14 protein-coding genes and 1 riboswitch are annotated in these 17,688 nt (G+C 74.3%); of the genes, 8 read left to right on the top strand and 6 right to left on the bottom strand.

Translation table 11 applies throughout. The features are described from left to right. Nucleotides 1-34: 34 nt before the first annotated feature. Entirely contained in the window at nt 35-1,081 is a 1,047-nt protein-coding gene (locus ACFCX4_RS23420) for an ABC transporter substrate-binding protein (protein ID WP_376145474.1), read from the bottom strand. 19 nt (nt 1,082-1,100) lie between these two features. Continuing rightward, nucleotides 1,101-1,306, bottom strand: a riboswitch (cobalamin riboswitch). Nucleotides 1,307-1,535: 229 nt separating this feature from the next. On the opposite strand from ACFCX4_RS23420, the gene sigK reads away from it, so the two are divergent. After that, a complete protein-coding gene (gene sigK / locus ACFCX4_RS23415; RefSeq protein ID WP_376145471.1) occupies nt 1,536-2,120 on the top strand; it encodes an ECF RNA polymerase sigma factor SigK in 585 nt (194 codons plus the stop codon). Next, on the top strand, nt 2,117-2,860 hold the full coding sequence (locus ACFCX4_RS23410; protein WP_376145468.1) for an anti-sigma factor domain-containing protein: 744 nt from the start codon (nt 2,117-2,119) through the stop codon (nt 2,858-2,860). The genes sigK and ACFCX4_RS23410 overlap by 4 nt, the downstream gene beginning before the upstream one ends. A 307-nt stretch (nt 2,861-3,167) precedes the next feature. Here the strand turns inward: ACFCX4_RS23410 and ACFCX4_RS23405 are convergent, their stop codons facing one another. Further along, entirely contained in the window at nt 3,168-3,989 is an 822-nt protein-coding gene (locus ACFCX4_RS23405) for a ferritin-like domain-containing protein (RefSeq protein ID WP_376145465.1), read from the bottom strand. Further along, nucleotides 3,986-4,816: a ferritin-like domain-containing protein gene (locus tag ACFCX4_RS23400; RefSeq protein WP_376145462.1), complete on the bottom strand. Its 831-nt coding sequence runs from the start codon at nt 4,814-4,816 to the stop codon at nt 3,986-3,988. The genes ACFCX4_RS23405 and ACFCX4_RS23400 overlap by 4 nt, the downstream gene beginning before the upstream one ends. A 399-nt stretch (nt 4,817-5,215) precedes the next feature. Here ACFCX4_RS23400 and ACFCX4_RS23395 point away from each other — a divergent pair, with 399 nt between their 5' ends. From ACFCX4_RS23395 to ACFCX4_RS23375, 5 genes are all read left to right on the top strand, one after another. After that, nucleotides 5,216-5,932, top strand: coding sequence for a DUF2306 domain-containing protein (locus tag ACFCX4_RS23395; protein WP_376145459.1), 717 nt, complete (start codon nt 5,216-5,218; stop codon nt 5,930-5,932). A gap of 112 nt (nt 5,933-6,044) precedes the next feature. Next, nucleotides 6,045-6,731, top strand: coding sequence for a TetR/AcrR family transcriptional regulator (locus ACFCX4_RS23390; protein ID WP_376145456.1), 687 nt, complete (start codon nt 6,045-6,047; stop codon nt 6,729-6,731). A 387-nt stretch (nt 6,732-7,118) separates the two neighbouring features. Beyond that, nucleotides 7,119-8,771, top strand: coding sequence for a choice-of-anchor A family protein (locus tag ACFCX4_RS23385; RefSeq protein ID WP_376145453.1), 1,653 nt, complete (start codon nt 7,119-7,121; stop codon nt 8,769-8,771). Nucleotides 8,772-9,535: 764 nt separating this feature from the next. Then, nucleotides 9,536-10,579, top strand: coding sequence for a hypothetical protein (locus ACFCX4_RS23380; protein WP_376145450.1), 1,044 nt, complete (start codon nt 9,536-9,538; stop codon nt 10,577-10,579). Nucleotides 10,580-10,847: 268 nt separating this feature from the next. After that, complete coding sequence (locus ACFCX4_RS23375; protein WP_376145447.1) at nt 10,848-11,966, top strand: LuxR C-terminal-related transcriptional regulator; 1,119 nt, start codon at nt 10,848-10,850, stop codon at nt 11,964-11,966. A 649-nt stretch (nt 11,967-12,615) separates the two neighbouring features. On the opposite strand, the gene ACFCX4_RS23370 is transcribed toward ACFCX4_RS23375, so the two are convergent. After that, on the bottom strand, nt 12,616-13,155 hold the full coding sequence (locus tag ACFCX4_RS23370; RefSeq protein WP_376145444.1) for a hypothetical protein: 540 nt from the start codon (nt 13,153-13,155) through the stop codon (nt 12,616-12,618). A gap of 160 nt (nt 13,156-13,315) precedes the next feature. On the opposite strand from ACFCX4_RS23370, the gene ACFCX4_RS23365 reads away from it, so the two are divergent. Continuing rightward, nucleotides 13,316-15,943, top strand: coding sequence for a BTAD domain-containing putative transcriptional regulator (locus ACFCX4_RS23365; protein WP_376145441.1), 2,628 nt, complete (start codon nt 13,316-13,318; stop codon nt 15,941-15,943). Nucleotides 15,944-16,094: 151 nt separating this feature from the next. On the opposite strand, the gene ACFCX4_RS23360 is transcribed toward ACFCX4_RS23365, so the two are convergent. Further along, nucleotides 16,095-16,652, bottom strand: coding sequence for an RICIN domain-containing protein (locus ACFCX4_RS23360; RefSeq protein ID WP_376145438.1), 558 nt, complete (start codon nt 16,650-16,652; stop codon nt 16,095-16,097). A gap of 157 nt (nt 16,653-16,809) precedes the next feature. Beyond that, nucleotides 16,810-17,475: a hypothetical protein gene (locus ACFCX4_RS23355; protein ID WP_376145436.1), complete on the bottom strand. Its 666-nt coding sequence runs from the start codon at nt 17,473-17,475 to the stop codon at nt 16,810-16,812. Nucleotides 17,476-17,688: the final 213 nt, after the last annotated feature.

Here is a 17,688-nt window from a genome sequence, read left to right as displayed (position 1 = left end):
CCGGTGGGCCGCACGGCGGGGTGGGGCGCGGCGGTCATGAACCCGCGCGCAGTCGGCCCAGTTCCGCCGACACCCGGGCGGCGCCGTCGGCGAGCAGCACGCCGGGGGTCGACTCGGAGAACGGCACCACCACGAAGGCCTTGCGCTGCACGGCGGTGATCCTGCTGAGCACCGGGTCGCCCTGCAGGTAGTCGATCTTGGACCGGGCGGTGTCCCAGTCGGCGTCCGCGAGCACGATGACGTCCGGGTCCGCGGCGACGACCTTCTCCCAGCTGACGTTCTGCCAGGTGCCGGGCAGGTCCGCGAAGACGTTGCGGGCGCCCACGGCGTCGAGCACGAGCTGCGGTCCGCCGTGGCCGGCCCCGACGTACGGCGACTTGGTGTCCGAGTCGAACCACAGGACCTTCAGGTCCTTGCCCGCGGCCGTCGCCCTGAACCCGGCCAGCTGGTCCTCCTGCTGCCGCTGGAGCGCGGCCGCCCGCTCCGGGACGCCGAAGACCTTGGCGACGTCGTTGAGTTCGCCCCACATCGCCTGCCAGGTCGTCGGCGGCACCTGGCTCTTGTCCGAGCAGCCGAACGGGGACAGGTACGAAGCGATTCCCTGGCCGCGCAGCTCCTCCCGGGTGCCCGCGACCTTCTCGGTGTACGCGCTGGAGTAGGAGGCGTAGAGGAAGTCGGGACGGGCCGTGAGGAGCTTCTCCTTCGTCGGGTAGTCCTTGGAGAGCACCGGAACGGAGTCGTAGGCCGCCTTCCACTTCTCCGGCACGGCGTTGTCGAGGTAGGCGGTGCCGGCCATCCGGGACTCCAGGCCGAGGGCCAGGGCCACCTCGGTGGCACCCTGGTTGAGCGTCACCAGCCGCTCGGGCGGGGCGCCGACCGTCACGGTGGTCCCGCAGTTGTCCACGCTGACCGGCGCGGCGCTTCCGCCCGTCGCCGTGGACGCGACGGGCGCGGGGGCGCCCGCACAGGCGCCGAGCAGGCCGGTGAACAGGACGGCCGCGACCGCCCGGCCGGCACGTACCCGACGTGCGGGGCGGGTGGAACGTATGGACGCAAACGGGTACGGCGGAGTGCTGGGCACGTGTTCTCCAAAACCCTCGTGGAACATGTCGCGCCGTGGCCGGTCTCCTGGCTTCCGCATCGACGCACCGCAGCCGACCTTCCCGGGGGGCTCTTCGAGCCGTCCCAGTGGCCCTGACCGCTGGCGGAGCCGGTCAGCGAGGGCCGCGGCACTCCGCGGCAACAGTGGCGAGGGCCGCACCGGACTCAGACCGGTTTCCCGAACACCATGGCCCCTGCAAGGTATCAGGCGTGGTCAGGCGGCCGGGCCGGGGCCGTGGAACCGCACGGTCGTCCCGCGCCGTGCACGGTGTTCCCCCGGCGGCAATCCGCAGGGCGCGCGGCCGCGAATACCGGTGGACCGATCTGCGACCGTCGTCCGAGAAGGAGGAATTCATGCACAGCTGCCGATCCGGCGGCAGGCCCCGGCGGGTGCGCCGGGCCGGGCACGGGTTGTGCCGGGGAAGGGCGGGCTCATGAGCACCGTCGTGAACCTGGAGGGGCCGGGGCTCCGGGGTCCGGACCTGAAGGAACTGGTCGCCGGGACCGCGCTCGGCGACCAGGCGGCGTTCTCCCGCCTGTACGACGCGGTGGCCGGCCCGGTTCTGGGAGTGGTGCGGCGGGTCCTGCGGGACCCGGCGCAGTCCGAGGAGGTGGTGCAGGAGGTGATGTTCGAACTGTGGCGCACCGCGGCCCGGTACGAGCCGGAGCGCGGCGAGGTGATGTCCTGGGTGCTGACGATGGCCCACCGGCGGGCGGTGGACCGGGTCCGGGCCGCGCAGGCCGCGGCCGACCGGGACGAGCGGGCGGCCGCCCGCTCCCACACACCCGCGTTCGACGAGGTCGCGGAGCGCGTGGAGGGCCGGCTGGAGCGCGAGCAGGTCCGCCGTTGCCTGCGGTCGCTGACGGAACTGCAGCGCGAGTCGGTGGCCCTGGCGTACTACCGGGGTTACAGCTACCCCGAGGTCGCCGAACTGCTGGGCACCCCGCTCGGCACCGTCAAGACCCGGATGCGGGACGGCCTGATCCGTCTGCGCGACTGCCTGGGAGTCGGATCATGAACACCGCACCCGACCTGCACGTCCTCACCGGCGCGTACGCGGCCCACGCACTGCCCGAGCAGGAGCTGACCGCGTTCGAACGCCACCTCGCGCAGTGTCCCGCCTGCGCGGCGGAGGTCTCCGAGTTCGAGGCGACGCTGGCCCGGCTCGGGGCCGCGGAGTCGCTGGAGCCGCCGCCGGCGCTCAAGGCCCGGGTGATGGCGGGCATCGGCGGCATCCGCCAGCTCCCGCCGCTGACCGCGTCCGCCGGCCGCCCCCGGCGCGTGCCGCCGGTCGTCCGCCGATGGCCCCGGCTGGTGCTGGCGGCCTGCCTGGCCCTGGCCGCCGGCCTCGGCGCCGCCGCCGTTCAGCAGCACGACCGGGCGCTCCGGGCCGAGGCCAGGGAGGGCCGTCTGCTTGGGCAACGGAGCGCGGTCGCCGCCCTGCTGGCGGCTCCGGACGCGCGCACCTCCACGACGGCCGCCGGGTCGGCCGTGGCCACGGTGGTGTGGTCGGCCGGGCGCGGCCGGGCCGCGTTCCTCGCCACCGGGCTGCCCGCACTGGCCCGGGGCCGTGCCTACCAGCTGTGGTTCGACGACGCGGGGACGATGCGCCCGGCCGGTCTGCTGCCGGAGAACGAGGGGCAGGTGCTGCTCACGGGCGGCATCGACGGTGCGGTCGGTGTCGGTGTGACCGAGGAGCCCGCCGGGGGATCGGCCCGTCCCACCGGCCGGCCGCTCATGGTGTTCGCCCTCACCTGACCTCGGCCGCCCCCGGGCGGCGGTACCGGCGCGGAAGCCACGATGCCCGCCCCGTCGTTCGGGGCGGGCATCGGGCATCGGGAATCGGGTGCCGGGTGTCGGGCGGGCGTCGGCCGGGAGCCGGGGGTTCCGTACGCCTGCGCCCGGTGGGGCGCGGCGCGGGCGTCCGGCGTTCACCGTCGTCCCCGTGGTGCCCGTGGTGCCCGTCGCGCTCGTGGTGTTCGAGCGGGACAGGAAGGCGCGTGCCCGGAGGCGGGGGTGTCGAGTTCTCCCCTCCGGGCACGCGCCGGTTCGTGGGCCGCCCCGGTCAGAGGGTGAGCAGGGAGGGGGCGGCGGCCTTGTCGACGGACAGGAAGTCGGCGGGGACGGGGTACTGGCCGAGGACGTAGTTGAGGATGGCGGCGTGCATGGCCTCGACGGGGGCGATCGTGGCCGCGGTGGCGATGCCGCCCGGGCTGGTGACGTTGTAGGTCGCGAACAGGTAGGTCTGGGCGGCCTGGTCCTCCAGGGAGAGGGCGAGCCTCGCGACGGCGGCGACGTCCGTGGCCGCGCCCAGGGCCTGGAGGGTGGCGGGCTGGTTGGACAGCGGGACGTCGGTGACGGCGGGCCTGCCGGCGCCGGTGAGCACCGTGTTCCAGGCCTTGGCGTGGTCGGCGTGCTGGCCCATCGCCGTGCTGATGAACGTCGCCACCGCGGGCGGCACGGTGCCCAGCCTGCCGGCCGCGGCGGCGTCCAGGGCGGCCCGGTAGGCGCCGACGGCCTGGTTCTCCAGGGCGGTGGCGAGCGCGACGACCCTCAGGTCGCCGGTGTACCGGCCCGACGCCGGGTCGGCGACGGGCGCCGAGGCGTCCGCGCCGGCGGAGGGCGGAGGGGCGTCGGCCGGCCTGCCGCCGGAACAGGCGGCCAGGACCAGCCCGGCCGCCGCGCCGCCGGCACCCAGCAGGAACCGGCGGCGGCCGGCGCCGCGGAGCTCCCCGGCCCGACCGGCCCGGACCTCCTCCGTCAGGTCCGCCGCCGCCGCGCGCATGGCGGGCAGCGTCTCCTGATGGGCGTCGTGCATCTCGCGGGTGAGGGCGTCGAGTTCGCCCTCACCGACGGGAAGTTCCCAGCGGTTCCCGGTGGTCGTCACTGCACGGCCCCTTCGCTGATCGGGGAAGCGTTGTCGGTCCGGTGGAAGGCGTCGGGGAAGCCGACGGAGCCGGCCGCCGCGGGCAGCTTCGCCGGGTCCACCGGGATGGTGACCAGGTCCGCGGCGTTGCCCGCCAGCAGCGCCTGGACGGCGAGCAGGGTGGCCCGGTGCTGGGCCTCCACGGGGGCCACCGAGGCGAAGAGCCTGCGCAGTTCGGCGTTGCTCACCTGGCTGACGTTCCTGGTGTACGTCTGCGTGGCGACGTCCTCCAGGGTGATGGCGAGCCGCACCACGTCCGCCGGGCCCTTGATGTCCGGCAGCATCTGGTCCACCAGGCGCCTGTACTTCGGGTCCGGGCCGTTCTGCGCCTGGCCGCCGGCCCTGGCGGCGGCGGAGTTGAAGGCCTTCGCGTGCGCCTCGTGCTGCTCGGTGGTCTTCGCGATGAACGCGGCGACCGTCCTGTTGCCGTCCTTGACGAACGGCAGCCCGGCGGCGGTCCGGTAGACGCCGACCGCCAGGTTCTCGATCGAGGCGGCGGTCTGCAGCGCCATGATGTCGTCGGTCACGGAGCCGGTCACGGAGCCGGCCGGGGAGCCGGAGGGGGAGGGCGACGCGGCGAAGGCCCGGCCCGCGCCGAGGAGCGCGAACGCGCCGGCCGCGGCGGCGACCGGGCCACCACGGTGCCACCAGCGGCGCCGGACGGGTTCCACCGTCCGCCCGAAGCCGACGAGCGCGTCGTTCGTGATCCGCATCGCGTCGCTGTTCAGGTCCTGCGACTGCTCGGTGAGTTCTTCGAGCAGCCGGGTGTCGATGTGCTGTGGAGGCATCGTGCTCCCGTCCCTGGCCGGAGCCCGCCGCTCGCGGGCTCGTACGTGAGGCCTTCGGGGGCCTCCGGCGCCCGGCTTGCCCGGCGCCCCGCGATTCACCCGTTGGAGTGGTGCCGGGCCCCGTGGACGGTGACGGGATCCGGCGCCGAGGGGACGGCCGGGGAGTTGGGCCACCGGCGTCCCCGGCCGGGCTCGCGCCGCGTCGCCGGCACCCGTCCGCGCGTCCCCACGGTCGGTCCTGGGTCTGAAGCACCGTCATCCTCCCCGGCCGTGACCGCCCGTGCGCCTGGTCGGCCCTTGACTCCCGTACCGGCCGGACACTAAAACTCACACTGTACAGATTGAGCCCGTGCCACCGTTCCCGCGCTTCGCCTCGCCCCGAGAGAGGGCTGCTTCGCCATGTCCGCATTGACCTCCCGCCCGCCGACGGCCACCGGCCGGCCGCGTCGCGGCTCCCGCTTCCACTGGACCGTCATGCTGCTGCTGTCGGTGGCGATAACCGGCTACTCCGTGGGCCAGTACGCGACCGGAAGCCTGGAGACGCTCGCCGCAGGCCGGGTCGGCCTCGCGTCGACCTACGCGGACCGGCCGTTCCCGGTCCAGATCGCCTTCTACGTCCACATCATCACGGCCGGGCTGGCCCTGGCGGTCGGCCCGTTCCAGTTCGCCGGCGCGATCCGGGAGCGCCTTCCCCGCGTGCACCGCTGGATCGGGCGCGGCTACGTGACCGCCGTCGGGCTCGGCGCGGCGGCGGGGCTGGTGATGTCGTTCTTCAACTCCGTGGCCTTCGCCGGCTTCTTCGGCTTCGGCAGCCTGGCCGTCCTCTGGGGGTGGACCACCTACCGCGGCTACCGGGCCGCGAGGGCGGGTGACTTCGCCGCCCACCGGGCCTGGATGATCCGCAGCTTCGCCCTCACCTTCGCGGCGCCGACGCTGCGGCTCTGGTTCGGCGTGCTGATCCTGCTGCAGGTCCTGGCCGGTGGCGGCGATGTGGAGCGGATGGTCGGCCAGGCCTACGCGGCCGTCCCGTTCCTGTGCTGGCTGCCCAACATCGTCGCCGCCGAGCTGATGATCCGCCGCCGCGGCCTTCCGGGCCTGCGGCTCGTCGCACCCTGACCGCAGGGCCGCCGAGCGCGGCGCGGGGCCGCCGACCGGAGTGCGGGGATCCGGGAGCGGGGACGCGGGAGGCAGGTGGCCCCGCGGGATCCGTCCGTGCCAGGATCCGTGCATGACCCAGCCGAACCGCCGCACCCGGACCACCTACCACCACGGAGACCTGCGGCCGGCCCTGATCGGCGCCGGCATAGAGCTGGCACGCACCGGCGGTCCGGAAGCGGTGGTCCTGCGGGAGGTGGCCCGCCTCGTCGGGGTCGCGCCCAACTCCGTCTACGGCCACTTCAGGACCCTTGCGGGGCTGAAGGCGGCGGTGGCCCAGCAGGCCCTGTGCGAGCTGGGCGCGGCCATGGCGGCCCATGTCGCGGCCGTCCCGGAGCCTTCGGACCCGCGCGCGGCGGCGGAACTGCACCTGAGCGAGGTCGGCCGCGCGTACGTGCGCTTCGCGCTCGACGAGCCGGGGCTGTTCCGCACCGCCATGGACGGCAACCCCTCGGGCGTGGGCACCCCGGGATCCCCCGGGCACGAGCCGGACCCCGACACCGGGGGACAGCCCCAGCCGGACGTGATCCTGCTGGCCGCGCTGGACCGGCTGACCGGGGCGGGCTGCCTGCCGCCCGGGGAAACCGCGGCGGCGGTGGTGGCGAGCTGGGCCACCGTCCACGGACTCGCCACCATACTCGTCAACCTGCAGCCCGACCTGCCGGTCCCCGAACGGGACGCGATGATCGACAACGGCCTGCGCGTCCTGCTGCTGGGAGTCACGGCCCTGGGGCGGGCGCGCCACGCGGGCACGTCCTGACCGGGCCGCCCGTGCGGCCCACGGCGCCGTGCGGCAGCGCGCCGACCGCCTGACGGTGGTTCGGCCGCTCGCGGCGGCGGACGTTGCAGGTCGGTGGGAGCCGTTGCGGAGCGAGGCCCGGTCGATCGGCCGGGCGTCGGAGGGCGGCGGAGGGCGGCGGTAGCGGTCCCGGCGGCCCGGTCCGCCGTGGGCGACACGTTCGGCGCAGTGAGCCTTGGGATTTTCATATTGACCATGATGGTCTGTATGGTGCGGGATGTCCGATTTGGTATCGGATATGCCGACATCTCTGGACTCATTGGGATGAGTCGCGATGGCCGGTGGTCACCCCTACGCGGCAGGCGTGCTCCTTCACCTGCCTTCTTCCCTGCACGGAGGTTCGTGTCGATGAGTCAGAGCACGGGTACGCCCGGTCACAGAAGACCCGTCGTGGAGCGGGTCCCGGCCCCGCGCGGACGTCGGAACGCCAGGATCGCGGCCGCCGCCGCCACCGCGCTGCTGCCGTTCGCGGCGGTGCTGACAATCGGTTCGGCCGCGCCGCTGGCCCCGCCGCTGGGTGCGTGCACCGGGCCGGAGTGCCCCGCCGCCTGGCCGCCGGTCCACAACGGCGACTTCCCCGGCCGGGACGGGGCCGTCACCGTCTTCACCGGCGGCAGCTACACGGTCACCGGCCGGGCGGCGGAGGCCGAGGGCAGGATCGTCACCCTCGGGGACTTCACCGTCGACAAGAACGGCGGCGGCAACTTCAACGCGGGCGTGGTCGGCGTCGGTTCGCGGGTCGTCCCGCCGAACGGCAGCGACTACCTCACGGTCGGCGGCAACGTCACCGTCCAGCCCGGCAACAGCCTGCTGATGGGAGGCTTCGACTCCACCGGCCAGGCCTACGGCAACCTGCGGCACGCGGGCACGCTCACCGGCACGGTCGCCGTCGACCCGCCGGGCGAGGTCATACCGGACGCCAAGGCCGCCGCGCCGTACCGGTCGGTGCTCACCCGGATCGAGGACGTCTCCACCTGCGTCGGGCGGGCCACCGCCACGGGGACCGTCGCGCTCACCGCGAGCGAGGCGACCTTCACCGGCGACGGGACCAGCATGAAGCAGGTCTTCAACGTCACCGGCAACCTCACCTCGCCGACCGGCGGCCAGATCGGCCTGGTGTTCGACGGCGTTCCGGCGGGCGCGACCGTCGTGGTCAACATGCTGTCGGCGGACCCGGTCATCAACACCTACACGGGCACCGGTCTGGCGGACGACCCGATGGCCGCACTGCGCTCCAAGCTGATGTGGAACTTCCCCACGTCCACCAGCGCGCAGATCAACGGCACCGCGCAGTTCCAGGGCTCGGTGCTGGCGGGCAACCCGGCCGGCACCACGACCATCGACATGCCGGGCATGAACGGCCGGGTCTACCTGGCGGGCAACCTCGTCCAGACCGGCAACGGCGGCTACGAGATCCACAGCTACCCGTTCGACGGGGACCTCCCGGACTGCGAGGTCACGCCGACGCCGACGCCGACCGTGACGCCGACACCGTCGCCGACGGAGACCACGCCGACGCCGTCGCCGACCGAGACGACTGCTTCACCGACGCCCAGCCCGACGGAGACCAGTGCGTCGCCGTCGCCGACCGAGACGACCGCCTCGCCGTCGCCCACTGTGACGCCGTCGCCGACGGAGACCTCTGCCTCGCCGACGCTCACCGCCTCGCCGTCGCCGTCGCCGACCGAGACGACCGCCTCGCCGACCCCGACGTCCCCGGCCCCGACCCCGACCGGGAGCGCCACCTCGGCCGTGCCGACCAGCCCCACCGCCACCTCCAGCGCGTCCGGTGCCGCGCCCGGCGTCGACGGTCCGACGGCTGAGGGTCCGACCACCCAGCTCCCGCTGCCCGCCAACGGCGGCGGCGGCGGTGGTGGCGGCGGTCGGCTCGCGTCGACCGGTTCCGACAACGCCCCGATGTTCCTCGGCATCGGTGCCGGCCTGATTGTCCTCGGCGGCATCGCCGTCCTGGCCGCCCGTCGCCGTGGCCGCCACGGCTGAGGCTGCTCCGCGGTAGTCGCTCACCGCACAGTTCGGGCCGCCCGGTCCCTTCGACCGGGCAGCCCGACCCGTTTCCGTCCCCGTCCGGCAGGGCGGTGCGCAGGGGAGCGGACCGGATCGGCGCGGCCTCTCTCCTGCCCCCCGGACCGATCTTCCGGGGCCACTCGGGCCGGCGCGGGCCCCCGGCCTCCGGCGGCGGGAAGGACCAGGGGGCGGGGAGGCCACCCGGCCCGGGGGAGCCGGCCCACGGGCGCCCGGGCGGGCAACGGTCGCGGGGCGGCCGAGGACGCCGGCGGGTGCGTGGTCCGTGGTGACCGTCCGCCCTCGGGACGGGTTGGCGGGCGTCGGGCCGGTGCCTGGACAGGGCGCGGTGACGGCGGCCGCACCGGCGGACGCCCCTGCCGCGTCCGGGTTGCCCGCATCACACACCCCGGTGCCCCGGCCGGAACCCGGCCACGGCCCCGCCCGTGTGTTCGCCGCCCGTTCCCCGGGGCGGTGGGAGTCCGCTTTCGGGGCGGCCGGATGTTTCCCCAGCGACGGGAGGCGGCCCGAGTGGTGGAACGGTTTCCCGATGACCGAAACCAGATATTCGGTCAGGTCATGTGGCGCATCTGTGCGTTGACCGTGTCGCTCTTTCGGATTTTGATTGTCGGTGGTTCTCCGAATGGGGGTGCCGAGGCGAAAGATGTCTGGGGGGAAACATGCAGGGAAGGGTGAACCGGGTTGCGGCCAGACGTGGGCGGGGTGTTCTGGGTGCGGCGGCCATGGTCGGTGTGATCACGGCGGTCCTGCCCGGTGCGGCCTGGGCCGGGCCCGCGGACGGTGCGGGCGTTCGTGCGGTCGGTATCGAGAGGGTCAGTGTCGCGGCGGACGGTACCGAGGGCAACGGCGATTCGTCCGAGGTGTCGATCACGCCGGCGGGCCACCGCATCGTTTTCTCGTCGCGCTCGAACAATCTCGTTCCCGGGAATACGGCAACGGGCAAGTGGGTGTTCGTCCGTGATCTGACGACGGGACAGAACCGGCAGTTCGGCGGAGGCGCCGTGGCGCCGCCCGTGCTGAGCGGGGACGGGGAGGTCGTTGCCTATCTGGCGCCCAGGTTCGCCAATACGGCGTTCTATCAGGAACATCTGACCCGGCGGTGGACGACGGCCTACACCTGCTCGCTCTTCACCTGCGAGGCGACCATGGGTGAGAACGAGAACCGCCAGGCGTACAGCGTCAAGTTCAGGCCCCCGGAGCAGAACCAGCGCGTCGAGGTCCGCAGCCCGGACACCGGCGCCCTGCAGACCGTCGACATCATCCACAACCTCGCGGCGATCCGGCCGTCCATCAGCGGCGACGGGACCCGTCTCGCGTACCAGGACGGCGGGGAGCACGACGTCTTCCTGTGGGACTGGGCCGACAACACCGCCGCCGGCCCGATCGAGGGTCCGGGCAGGGCGGCCGAACTGGTCCAGCTCAGCGACAACGGCGGCAAGGTCGTCTACCTCTCGGGCGCCGACACGTACGTCCACGACGTCGCGTCCGGCGCCGCCCTGCTGGTGCCCGGCGTGAAGGGTGTCGCCATCGACCCCACCGGCCGCTACCTGCTGCACACCCTGTCGGATGCGACCGGGCCGGCGCCGCTCACGCTGCGCGACCTGGAGACGGGCACCGACGAGACCGTCACCGACCGCCCGGCCACGGCGGGGATCGACACGGTCAGCGCCGGCGGGCGCCAGGTGGTCTTCCGGTCCACGGCCGACGACCTCGTCCCCGGCGACACCAACGGCAAGGCGGACATCTTCCTGCGCACCCTCCGCTGACGGGGGCCGATCCGTTCCGCGGGGCCCCGGTCGGCGAGCGGGGCCCCGCGGGGCGTGGGTGGCGTGGGTGGCGCGGGTGGCGCGGGTGAGGGTGATCCCGCAGCCCGGCCCCTGGGCTGCTCAACCGAACTGAAGGTGTTAGGGATTGATTGTCCGTCAAATCACCTGTTCGTCAGGTGGTTTGAGGATCGGCCCTACCGGTGCGTGGCATCCTTCTGCATCCCAGGAATGCGGGAGAGCCGGTCAACCCCGGCTCTAAGGTAAAGAGATGACCTCATTCCGTGACAGGGAACGCCGCATGATGGGAGAGATCGAGGATCTGGCGGCGGCCAGGCTCCCGCTCGAACAGTTCTTCCGACAGCTCCTCGCCGTCCTCGGACCCGCGCTCGGGTCCGAAGCGGGATGCCTGCACGGGGCCGATCCGGTCACCGGCTTCCTGACCTCCACCGTGGCCGAGGGCCTCCAGGGCGCCGCCTTCGAGCACGCCATCTGGCTGGAGATGTGGTCCGACGACACCACCCGGTTCGTCGACATCCGGGCCGCCGGCCGGGTGGTGGAGACCGTCCACCGCGCCACCGACGGCCGTCCCGAACGCAGCGTGCGCTACCGGGAGCTGCTCGCCGAGTTCGGACTGGGTGACGAGCTGCGGATGAACTTCGACATCGGCGGCGGGCGGTGGGGAGCCGCCGCGCTGATGCGCGAGGCCGGTTCGGCGCCCTTCGGTGCGAGCGAGCAGCGACTGGCCGAACGGGCCGCGCGGGCCGTGGCGGCGGCCCTGCGCGACTACGCGCTGCCCACCGCGGGCGGCCCCGACGGGCAGGACGCCCGGGCGGACCCGCGGGACGGACCGTACTGGCTCGGAGTCGCCGTCATCGGCCCCACCGGCGAGCTCACCTCCGCGGACTCCGGGGCCCGCCAGCTGTTCGAGGAGCTCTCCGAGCCGCAGTACCGCCCCTCCGGAGTGCCGACCGCGCTGGTCTACCTGTCCGAGCGGGCCCGTACCCATGTGCCCTCCGCGAGCGCGGGCGCCCACGCCTGGGCCCGGCTGCGCCGCCCCAGCGGCCAGTGGCTCGCGGTCCGCGCCTCGCTGCTCGACGAGAACCCGCGGGGCAGCGTCGCCCTGGTCGCCCAGCCCGCGAGCCCGGTCGACGTGATCCCGCTGTCCCTGCTGGCGCACCGGTTCTCGCCCCGCGAGCAGGAGGTGGTGCTCCAGGCTGTGCGGGGCCTGAGCACCAGGGACATCGCGGGCCGGCTCTTCCTGAGCCCGACCACCGTCCAGGACCACCTGAAGTCCGCCTTCACCAAGACCGGTGTACGGAGCCGCCGCGAACTCGTCGCGCTGCTCGCGGCGCCCTACACCGCCGGACTCGGTGGCCCCCCGGTCTGACACCCCGCCCGAACCGCCCGCGCCCCACCCGGGCCCGCCCCGGCTCACCCGGTCCTGCCCCGGAAGCCGGTGCGAGCCCGGACGGCACGGAGGCCCCAGGTCGTCGACCTGGGGCCTCTTCGTCGGGAGGTGCCCGGTGGATCGTCCTCCTACCACGAGGAGGTGGATGTCGATCCCCCTGCAAACCTGGGATGTCACCGGTCGCCGCCGGATGGGAAGGTCTGTCCCGGCACCGCCCCGGCAACGGGGCGGCCTCCGCTTACGACACCTTCCCGGCAGAGGAGTTCTCGCCCCATGGCACGCGCCCATCACCCCGGCGGCCGTCCCCCCGGAGCCCCCGCCGGCCGGCGGGACCCCCGCCCCGCGTCCCACGCGGCCGGGGAACCCCGAACGCCGGACGGCCCGGCCACCCCAGGGTGACCGGACCTCTCCTGCGGGAGTCCTCGTGCCGTGCCCCGAGGACTCCGAACCGGCAGCGGAAACGGATCAGGAGCCGGACCAGGCGCCGGGCCGGGAGCCCGACCGGCCGGACCGGGAACCGGACCACCACGCGAACCCGGCATCGGTACCGGACCCGGTCCGATGCCGGAGGCGGTACGGCCGGGCGGACCGCTCGCCGCCCCGCCCGGCCGTCACCGCCGCGCCGCCGTCAGTTCCAGGGGTTGGCCTGCTGGTCGTTGATGGCGGTCCAGAAGCGGGCGTTGGGGGCGATGTTGCCGTACGCCCAGAAGCTCCACCCGCCGACGTTGTCCAGGTTCGGGCCGTAGCGGCCGTCGTGGAACTCGGCCTGGCGCCAGCCGGTGCCGAAGGACGCCTGGCAGATGCTGTTCGCGGCGGCCTGGCTGTTCAGCCGCGAGCCCTTCACCGGCTGGCTGAGCGCGACGGTGCCGCCGGCCCAGCCGGTGTAGAAGCCGATGCTGAGGCCGTCCGGCGCGGGGCTGCCGTCCACGTTGATGCAGAGGACCGGCAGCGAGACGGACGGAAGGGTGTCGCCGTTGTACGGGTCGCTCGGCGTCGAGTGCGCGAAGCCGCCGACCTGGACGGTCCCCTCGGGGCCCGTCGCCAGCGTCTGCCAGGTCATTCCCTTGTGGGTGGCCGGCCCCGCGGCGTGCGCGGTGGTCGCCGAGAGGGGGACGAGGGCCAGACCGGCTGCGACGGCCAGGGCCGCCACCTGCTTGATGCGCTTCATTGAACCGCTCCTTGGGTGTGGGAGAACCGGCCCCAGCGGGGCCGGCGGGAGAACACTCCCAACCGGACGCACAGAGTTGACACGAGTCCGTCATGAGATGGTCACGAGCTTCGAAGGCATCCGGGCGGCCCCGACGGGCGCCCGGCCACGGGAGGGACGCATGGAGTTCAAGATCCTCGGACCACTGGAGGTGTGGACCGACGACGGCCGGCGGGCCCGGACGGAAGGGGCCAAGCAGGAGCGGATGCTCGGCACCCTGCTGCTCAACGCCGGGGCCGTCGTCCCGGTGCCCCGGCTGGTCGACGCGGTCTGGGACGACGAACCGCCGGCCACCGCCCGCCGCCAGATCCGCAACCTCGCCGGACTGCTGCGGCGCAAGCTCGCCGCCGTCCACGACGGGCCGCCGGTGCTGGTCACGGACGGCCCCGGCTACCGGATCGCGCCGAGCGGCCACGAGGTGGACGCCCTGACCTTCGCCCGACGGGTTTCGGCGGCGCGCCGGCTGGCCGAGCGCGGCGATTCCGCGGCGGCGGTCGAGGAGTTCCGGTCCGCGCTCGGCCTGTGGCGCGGACCGGTGCTGGACGGGCTGTCCGGCAGCCTGGTGGCCGCCGGCGCGGTGGCACTGAACGAGCTGCGGCTCACCGCCTGGGAGAACTGCCTGGACCTGGAGGCCGAACTCGGCCGGCACCGGCAGACCGTCCCGGAACTGACCGCACTGGTCGCCGAACACCCGCTCCGGGACCGCTTCGTGACGCAGCTCGTCCGGGCCCTGCACCGGGCGGGCAGACAGGCCGACGGGCTCGCGGCCTACCGCCGGTTCGCGAGACAGCTGGCCGATGAGCTCGGCCTCGACCCCGGTCCCGAACTCCAGCTCCTGCACGATGAGTTGCTGAAGGAGCGACCGGTTCCCGCAGGGCGCCCGCGGGCCACTGCGGGGCGCCCGCCCGCAGCCGCCGGGCGTTCGCCGGTGATCCGCCCGGCCGTGCCCAGACCCGCCCAACTGCCGCCCGCCCTGGCCACCTTCGTCGGGCGGAGGGCGGAGCTCGGCGTCCTGGACGGCCTCGTCCGCCCGCCCGGCCCGGTCGTGGCCGGCCCGGACGTCACCGTCGGACCCGGCGCCGCCGACCTCGTGGTCGCCCGGCCCGTCGCCCCCGGAATCGGCGTGGTGACCGGCGGCGCCGGGACGGGCAAGACCGCCCTCGCCGTGCACTGGGCGCACCGGGTCCGCGAGCGCTTCCCCGACGGCCAGCTCCACCTCAACCTGCGCGGGTACGCCCTCGGGCCGCCGCTGACCCCGCACGAGGCACTGGCCTGCTTCCTGCGGGCCCTCGGCACCGACCGCGAGCGGATCCCCGCCACCGTCGACGAGAGCGCCGCCCTGTACCGGTCGCTGCTCGCCGACCGCAGGGTCCTGGTCCTGCTCGACAACGCCCGCAACGCCGAGCAGGTCCGCCCGCTGCTGCCCGGTTCGGCGGGTTCGCTGGCCCTGGTCACCGGCCGGGACGGGCTGGCCGGGCTCACCGCCTGCGACGGCGCCCGGCGGCTGGTGCTCGACGTCCTGCCCCAGTCCGACGCCGTCGAACTCCTCGCCCGGATCACCGGCCCGGACCGCACCCGCGCCGAACCCCGCGCCGCCGCCGAACTCGCCGCCGCCTGCGGGCACCTGCCGCTCGCCCTCGGCATCGCCGCGGGCCGCCTCGCGGAGCGGCCCCACCGCACCCTGGTGGATCACGCCACCGAACTGCGCGACGCGGAGGACCGCCTCACCGTGCTCCAGATCGACGGCGACGCCACCACCGGCGTCCGGGCCGCCTTCGACCTCTCCTACCGGGCCCTGGCCCCCGCCGCCCAGCGGCTCTTCCGACGGCTGGGTCTGGCCCCCGGCGGCTGCGTCGGTACGGCCGAGGCCGCCGCGCTCTCCGGCTCGGCCCCCGCCGAGACCGGGCCGGTGCTCGAACACCTCGCCACCGCCCATCTGCTCGTTCCCGCGGGGCCGCACCGCTACCGCCTGCCCGACCTGCTGCGCTGCTACGCCGCCGACCGCGCCACCGCCGAGACCGGCCCCGCCGACCGCGCCGCCGCCCGGGAACGTCTCTGCTCCTGGTACCTGCACCACGCGGCGGCGGCGGCCCGCCTGCTCGCCCCGGGGCGCCGGCGCCTGCCGCTCACCGCCGCGGGCCCCTGGTACGAGCCGCCGGGCTTCACCTCCGCCGCCGAGGCACGGCAATGGTGCGGGAACGAGCACGCGCGGCTGCTGGCGGCCGTCCGGTACGCGGCCGAGCACGGCCTCGACGGCCACGCCTGGCGGCTGCCCCTGGTGCTGCGGGCCCACTTCGAGGCGGGCCCGTACGCGGCGGACTGGCTGACGGCGACCCGGTCGGCGGTCGCGGCGGCCCGCCGGACCGGCGACCGCCGCGGCGAGGGCCGCGCCCGCCACGACCTGGCCGCCGCCCTGGGGGCGCAGGGCCGGCACGAACCAGCCCTCGGTGAACTGCGCACGGCCCGGGCGCTGCTGGCCTCGGTCGGTGATCGCGCGGGCGAAGCGGATGTGCTCGGGGGGCTGGGCAACCAGAGCCTGCTCACCGGGCGGTACGCGGCTGCCGCCGACTACTTCCGCGAGGCCCTCGCGATGCTGCGGGAACAGCCCCCGCAGAGCCGCGACGCGTGGGCGATCGACGACTGCGAGGCCGGCCTGGCCGCGGCCGGCCGGTCGGGACCGGGCCGGTGGGCGAGCACCCGGCCGGCACGCGGAACCGGAGGCCAGGGAGGCCACCGGCGGAGGGCTTGACCTTCGAGCCGGGGCGAGGGCGGGAGCAGGAGGGCCGGCGCCGAAGGCCGGGCCGTCGGCCCCGTGGGCCGGTGCCCGTCCGGGGCGCCTGGCCCCGGGACGGACAGCGGCCCACGGACAGCGGCCGACGGACCCCGCCGGCGTCGTGCGGTCAGGCCATTTCCAGGACCCACAGGTCGGGGCTGTTGTGGAGGCTGATCTGGCTGCCGTTGGTGTCGAAGTCGTTGGCGGCGAGCCACTTGCCGGAGCGCACGCCCTGGATCGCGGTGTAGTTGGTGTTGGGCACGTTGACCAGGGTGAACTTCTGCTCGTCGGGTACGTAGTCGTCGTCACAGCCGACGGTGACCAGCCAGTCCCACAGGTTGCCGTTGGGGTTCACGGCCATGCACCACCTGCGCCATGCGTCGCGGAAGACCACCTGCTCGCTGCCGTTCGACTGGCGCTTGCGGCAGAGCTTCCACTTCTGGTTGGACTCGTCCTCCCACTGGTACTGGATGACCGACCCGTGGTTCCCGGGGGAGAGGGCGACGGTCATGGCCAGCTCGTTGAACATGGGGCGGTTGGCGGCCTTGATGCGGTAGTAGATCGGGTCGCAGACGAAGTCGCTTCCCCGGTCCGCGGCCGTGGCGGTCGGGGCGGTGGCGAGCATCAGGGCGCCGAGGACCGCGGTGGTGCCGAGCGCGGTGAGGCGGCGGAGTGCTAAGGACATCGTGAACTCTCTTTCACAGCCGGGGAGTCGTGGTGGTGTGCGCAAGCCGCCGGTAGGGCCTGGGCCCGGTCGGTCGGGGTTGCTCGGGATTGCTCGGGGTCGCTCGGGTCGCTCGTGGTCCGGGGCGAGCCGGTTCCGCGGGACCGCTCCCGTCCGGTCAGCAGCCGAGCCGCTGCCGGGCGGCGTGGCGGAGGGTCCCGGCGGGCTCCGGGGTGGCGCAGGACACGGTGCCCTCCTCGGGGTACTCGAAGGTGGTGTAGGTGCCCTTGCCGTTCGGGGTCGTGTTCACCCAGAAGCCGATGCCGCCGGCCCGGGCGCAGGAGTACTCCACCCACTCGCCGGAGACCTTCCGGGTGCCGCGGTAGAGCCCGTAGTAGCCGGGCTTGTTGAGGTTCCAGGTGGTGGACGCGGTGGTGGTCGTGGTGGACGAGGTGGTCGTCTGCACGGAGAACCCGACCGTGGCGGACACCTTGAAGAACAGGAAGCCGGCGGAGGCCGAGATCTGGGTGTTCTGGTTGACCGTGGTGGTGACGGTGTCGACGCGGGTCAGCACCTGGGTGCGCTGGCCGGTGGTGCCGTCGGTCACGTTGATCGCCGAGAAGTCGGTGACGACGGGATTCACCTGGGTGGTGAGGACGTCGTGCCAGACCGTGTCAACGGCCGGGTTGCAGGTGCCGCTCGGCGGCCCCGCCAGGGGCGTGGCGGCGGCCGCGCCGGTGGCGTTCGCCAGGCCGAGCGAGGCGACGGCGGTGAGCAGGACGGCGGTCGACGCCACCGCCCGGCGCAGGGTCTGCGGACGGGGGGTCTGGTTCGGCGGATTCATGGGGGGCTCCCTCTTCCGGAACGGAGTCGGCCGGCGCGGTGCCCGTCGGAGTGCGGGGCGGGTGCGGTCCGGCTCGAAGAGAAGCCTTGCTCAGGCCGTCACGATTTCCTCATGATCGGCTCATGCCTCGCGCACGGCTCCCACACACGGCTCGGTCGGCGGTCGGCGGTCGGCACACGGGCACACGGCACCGTGGCCACGGTGCCGTGTGCC

Origin of the sequence: Kitasatospora sp. NPDC056327 (assembly GCF_042261735.1) — a bacterium.
Taxonomy (GTDB): domain Bacteria; phylum Actinomycetota; class Actinomycetes; order Streptomycetales; family Streptomycetaceae; genus Kitasatospora.
The sequence above is the reverse complement of the archived record's forward strand: the minus strand, read 5'-3'. Positions and strand labels throughout refer to the sequence as shown.

Bases quoted from the DNA above. Each gene is read 5' to 3' on its own strand.
- ACFCX4_RS23385 (WP_376145453.1), top strand. From the start codon at position 7,119: ATGAGTCAGAGCACGGGTACGCCCGGTCACAGAAGACCCGTCGTGGAG.
- ACFCX4_RS23365 (WP_376145441.1), top strand. From the start codon at position 13,316: ATGGAGTTCAAGATCCTCGGACCACTGGAGGTGTGGACCGACGACGGC.
- ACFCX4_RS23395 (WP_376145459.1), top strand. From the start codon at position 5,216: ATGTCCGCATTGACCTCCCGCCCGCCGACGGCCACCGGCCGGCCGCGT.
- ACFCX4_RS23370 (WP_376145444.1), bottom strand. From the start codon at position 13,155: ATGAAGCGCATCAAGCAGGTGGCGGCCCTGGCCGTCGCAGCCGGTCTG.
- ACFCX4_RS23400 (WP_376145462.1), bottom strand. From the start codon at position 4,816: ATGCCTCCACAGCACATCGACACCCGGCTGCTCGAAGAACTCACCGAG.
- ACFCX4_RS23360 (WP_376145438.1), bottom strand. From the start codon at position 16,652: ATGTCCTTAGCACTCCGCCGCCTCACCGCGCTCGGCACCACCGCGGTC.
- ACFCX4_RS23410 (WP_376145468.1), top strand. From the start codon at position 2,117: ATGAACACCGCACCCGACCTGCACGTCCTCACCGGCGCGTACGCGGCC.
- ACFCX4_RS23390 (WP_376145456.1), top strand. From the start codon at position 6,045: ATGACCCAGCCGAACCGCCGCACCCGGACCACCTACCACCACGGAGAC.
- sigK (WP_376145471.1), top strand. From the start codon at position 1,536: ATGAGCACCGTCGTGAACCTGGAGGGGCCGGGGCTCCGGGGTCCGGAC.
- ACFCX4_RS23355 (WP_376145436.1), bottom strand. From the start codon at position 17,475: ATGAATCCGCCGAACCAGACCCCCCGTCCGCAGACCCTGCGCCGGGCG.
- ACFCX4_RS23380 (WP_376145450.1), top strand. From the start codon at position 9,536: ATGGTCGGTGTGATCACGGCGGTCCTGCCCGGTGCGGCCTGGGCCGGG.
- ACFCX4_RS23375 (WP_376145447.1), top strand. From the start codon at position 10,848: ATGACCTCATTCCGTGACAGGGAACGCCGCATGATGGGAGAGATCGAG.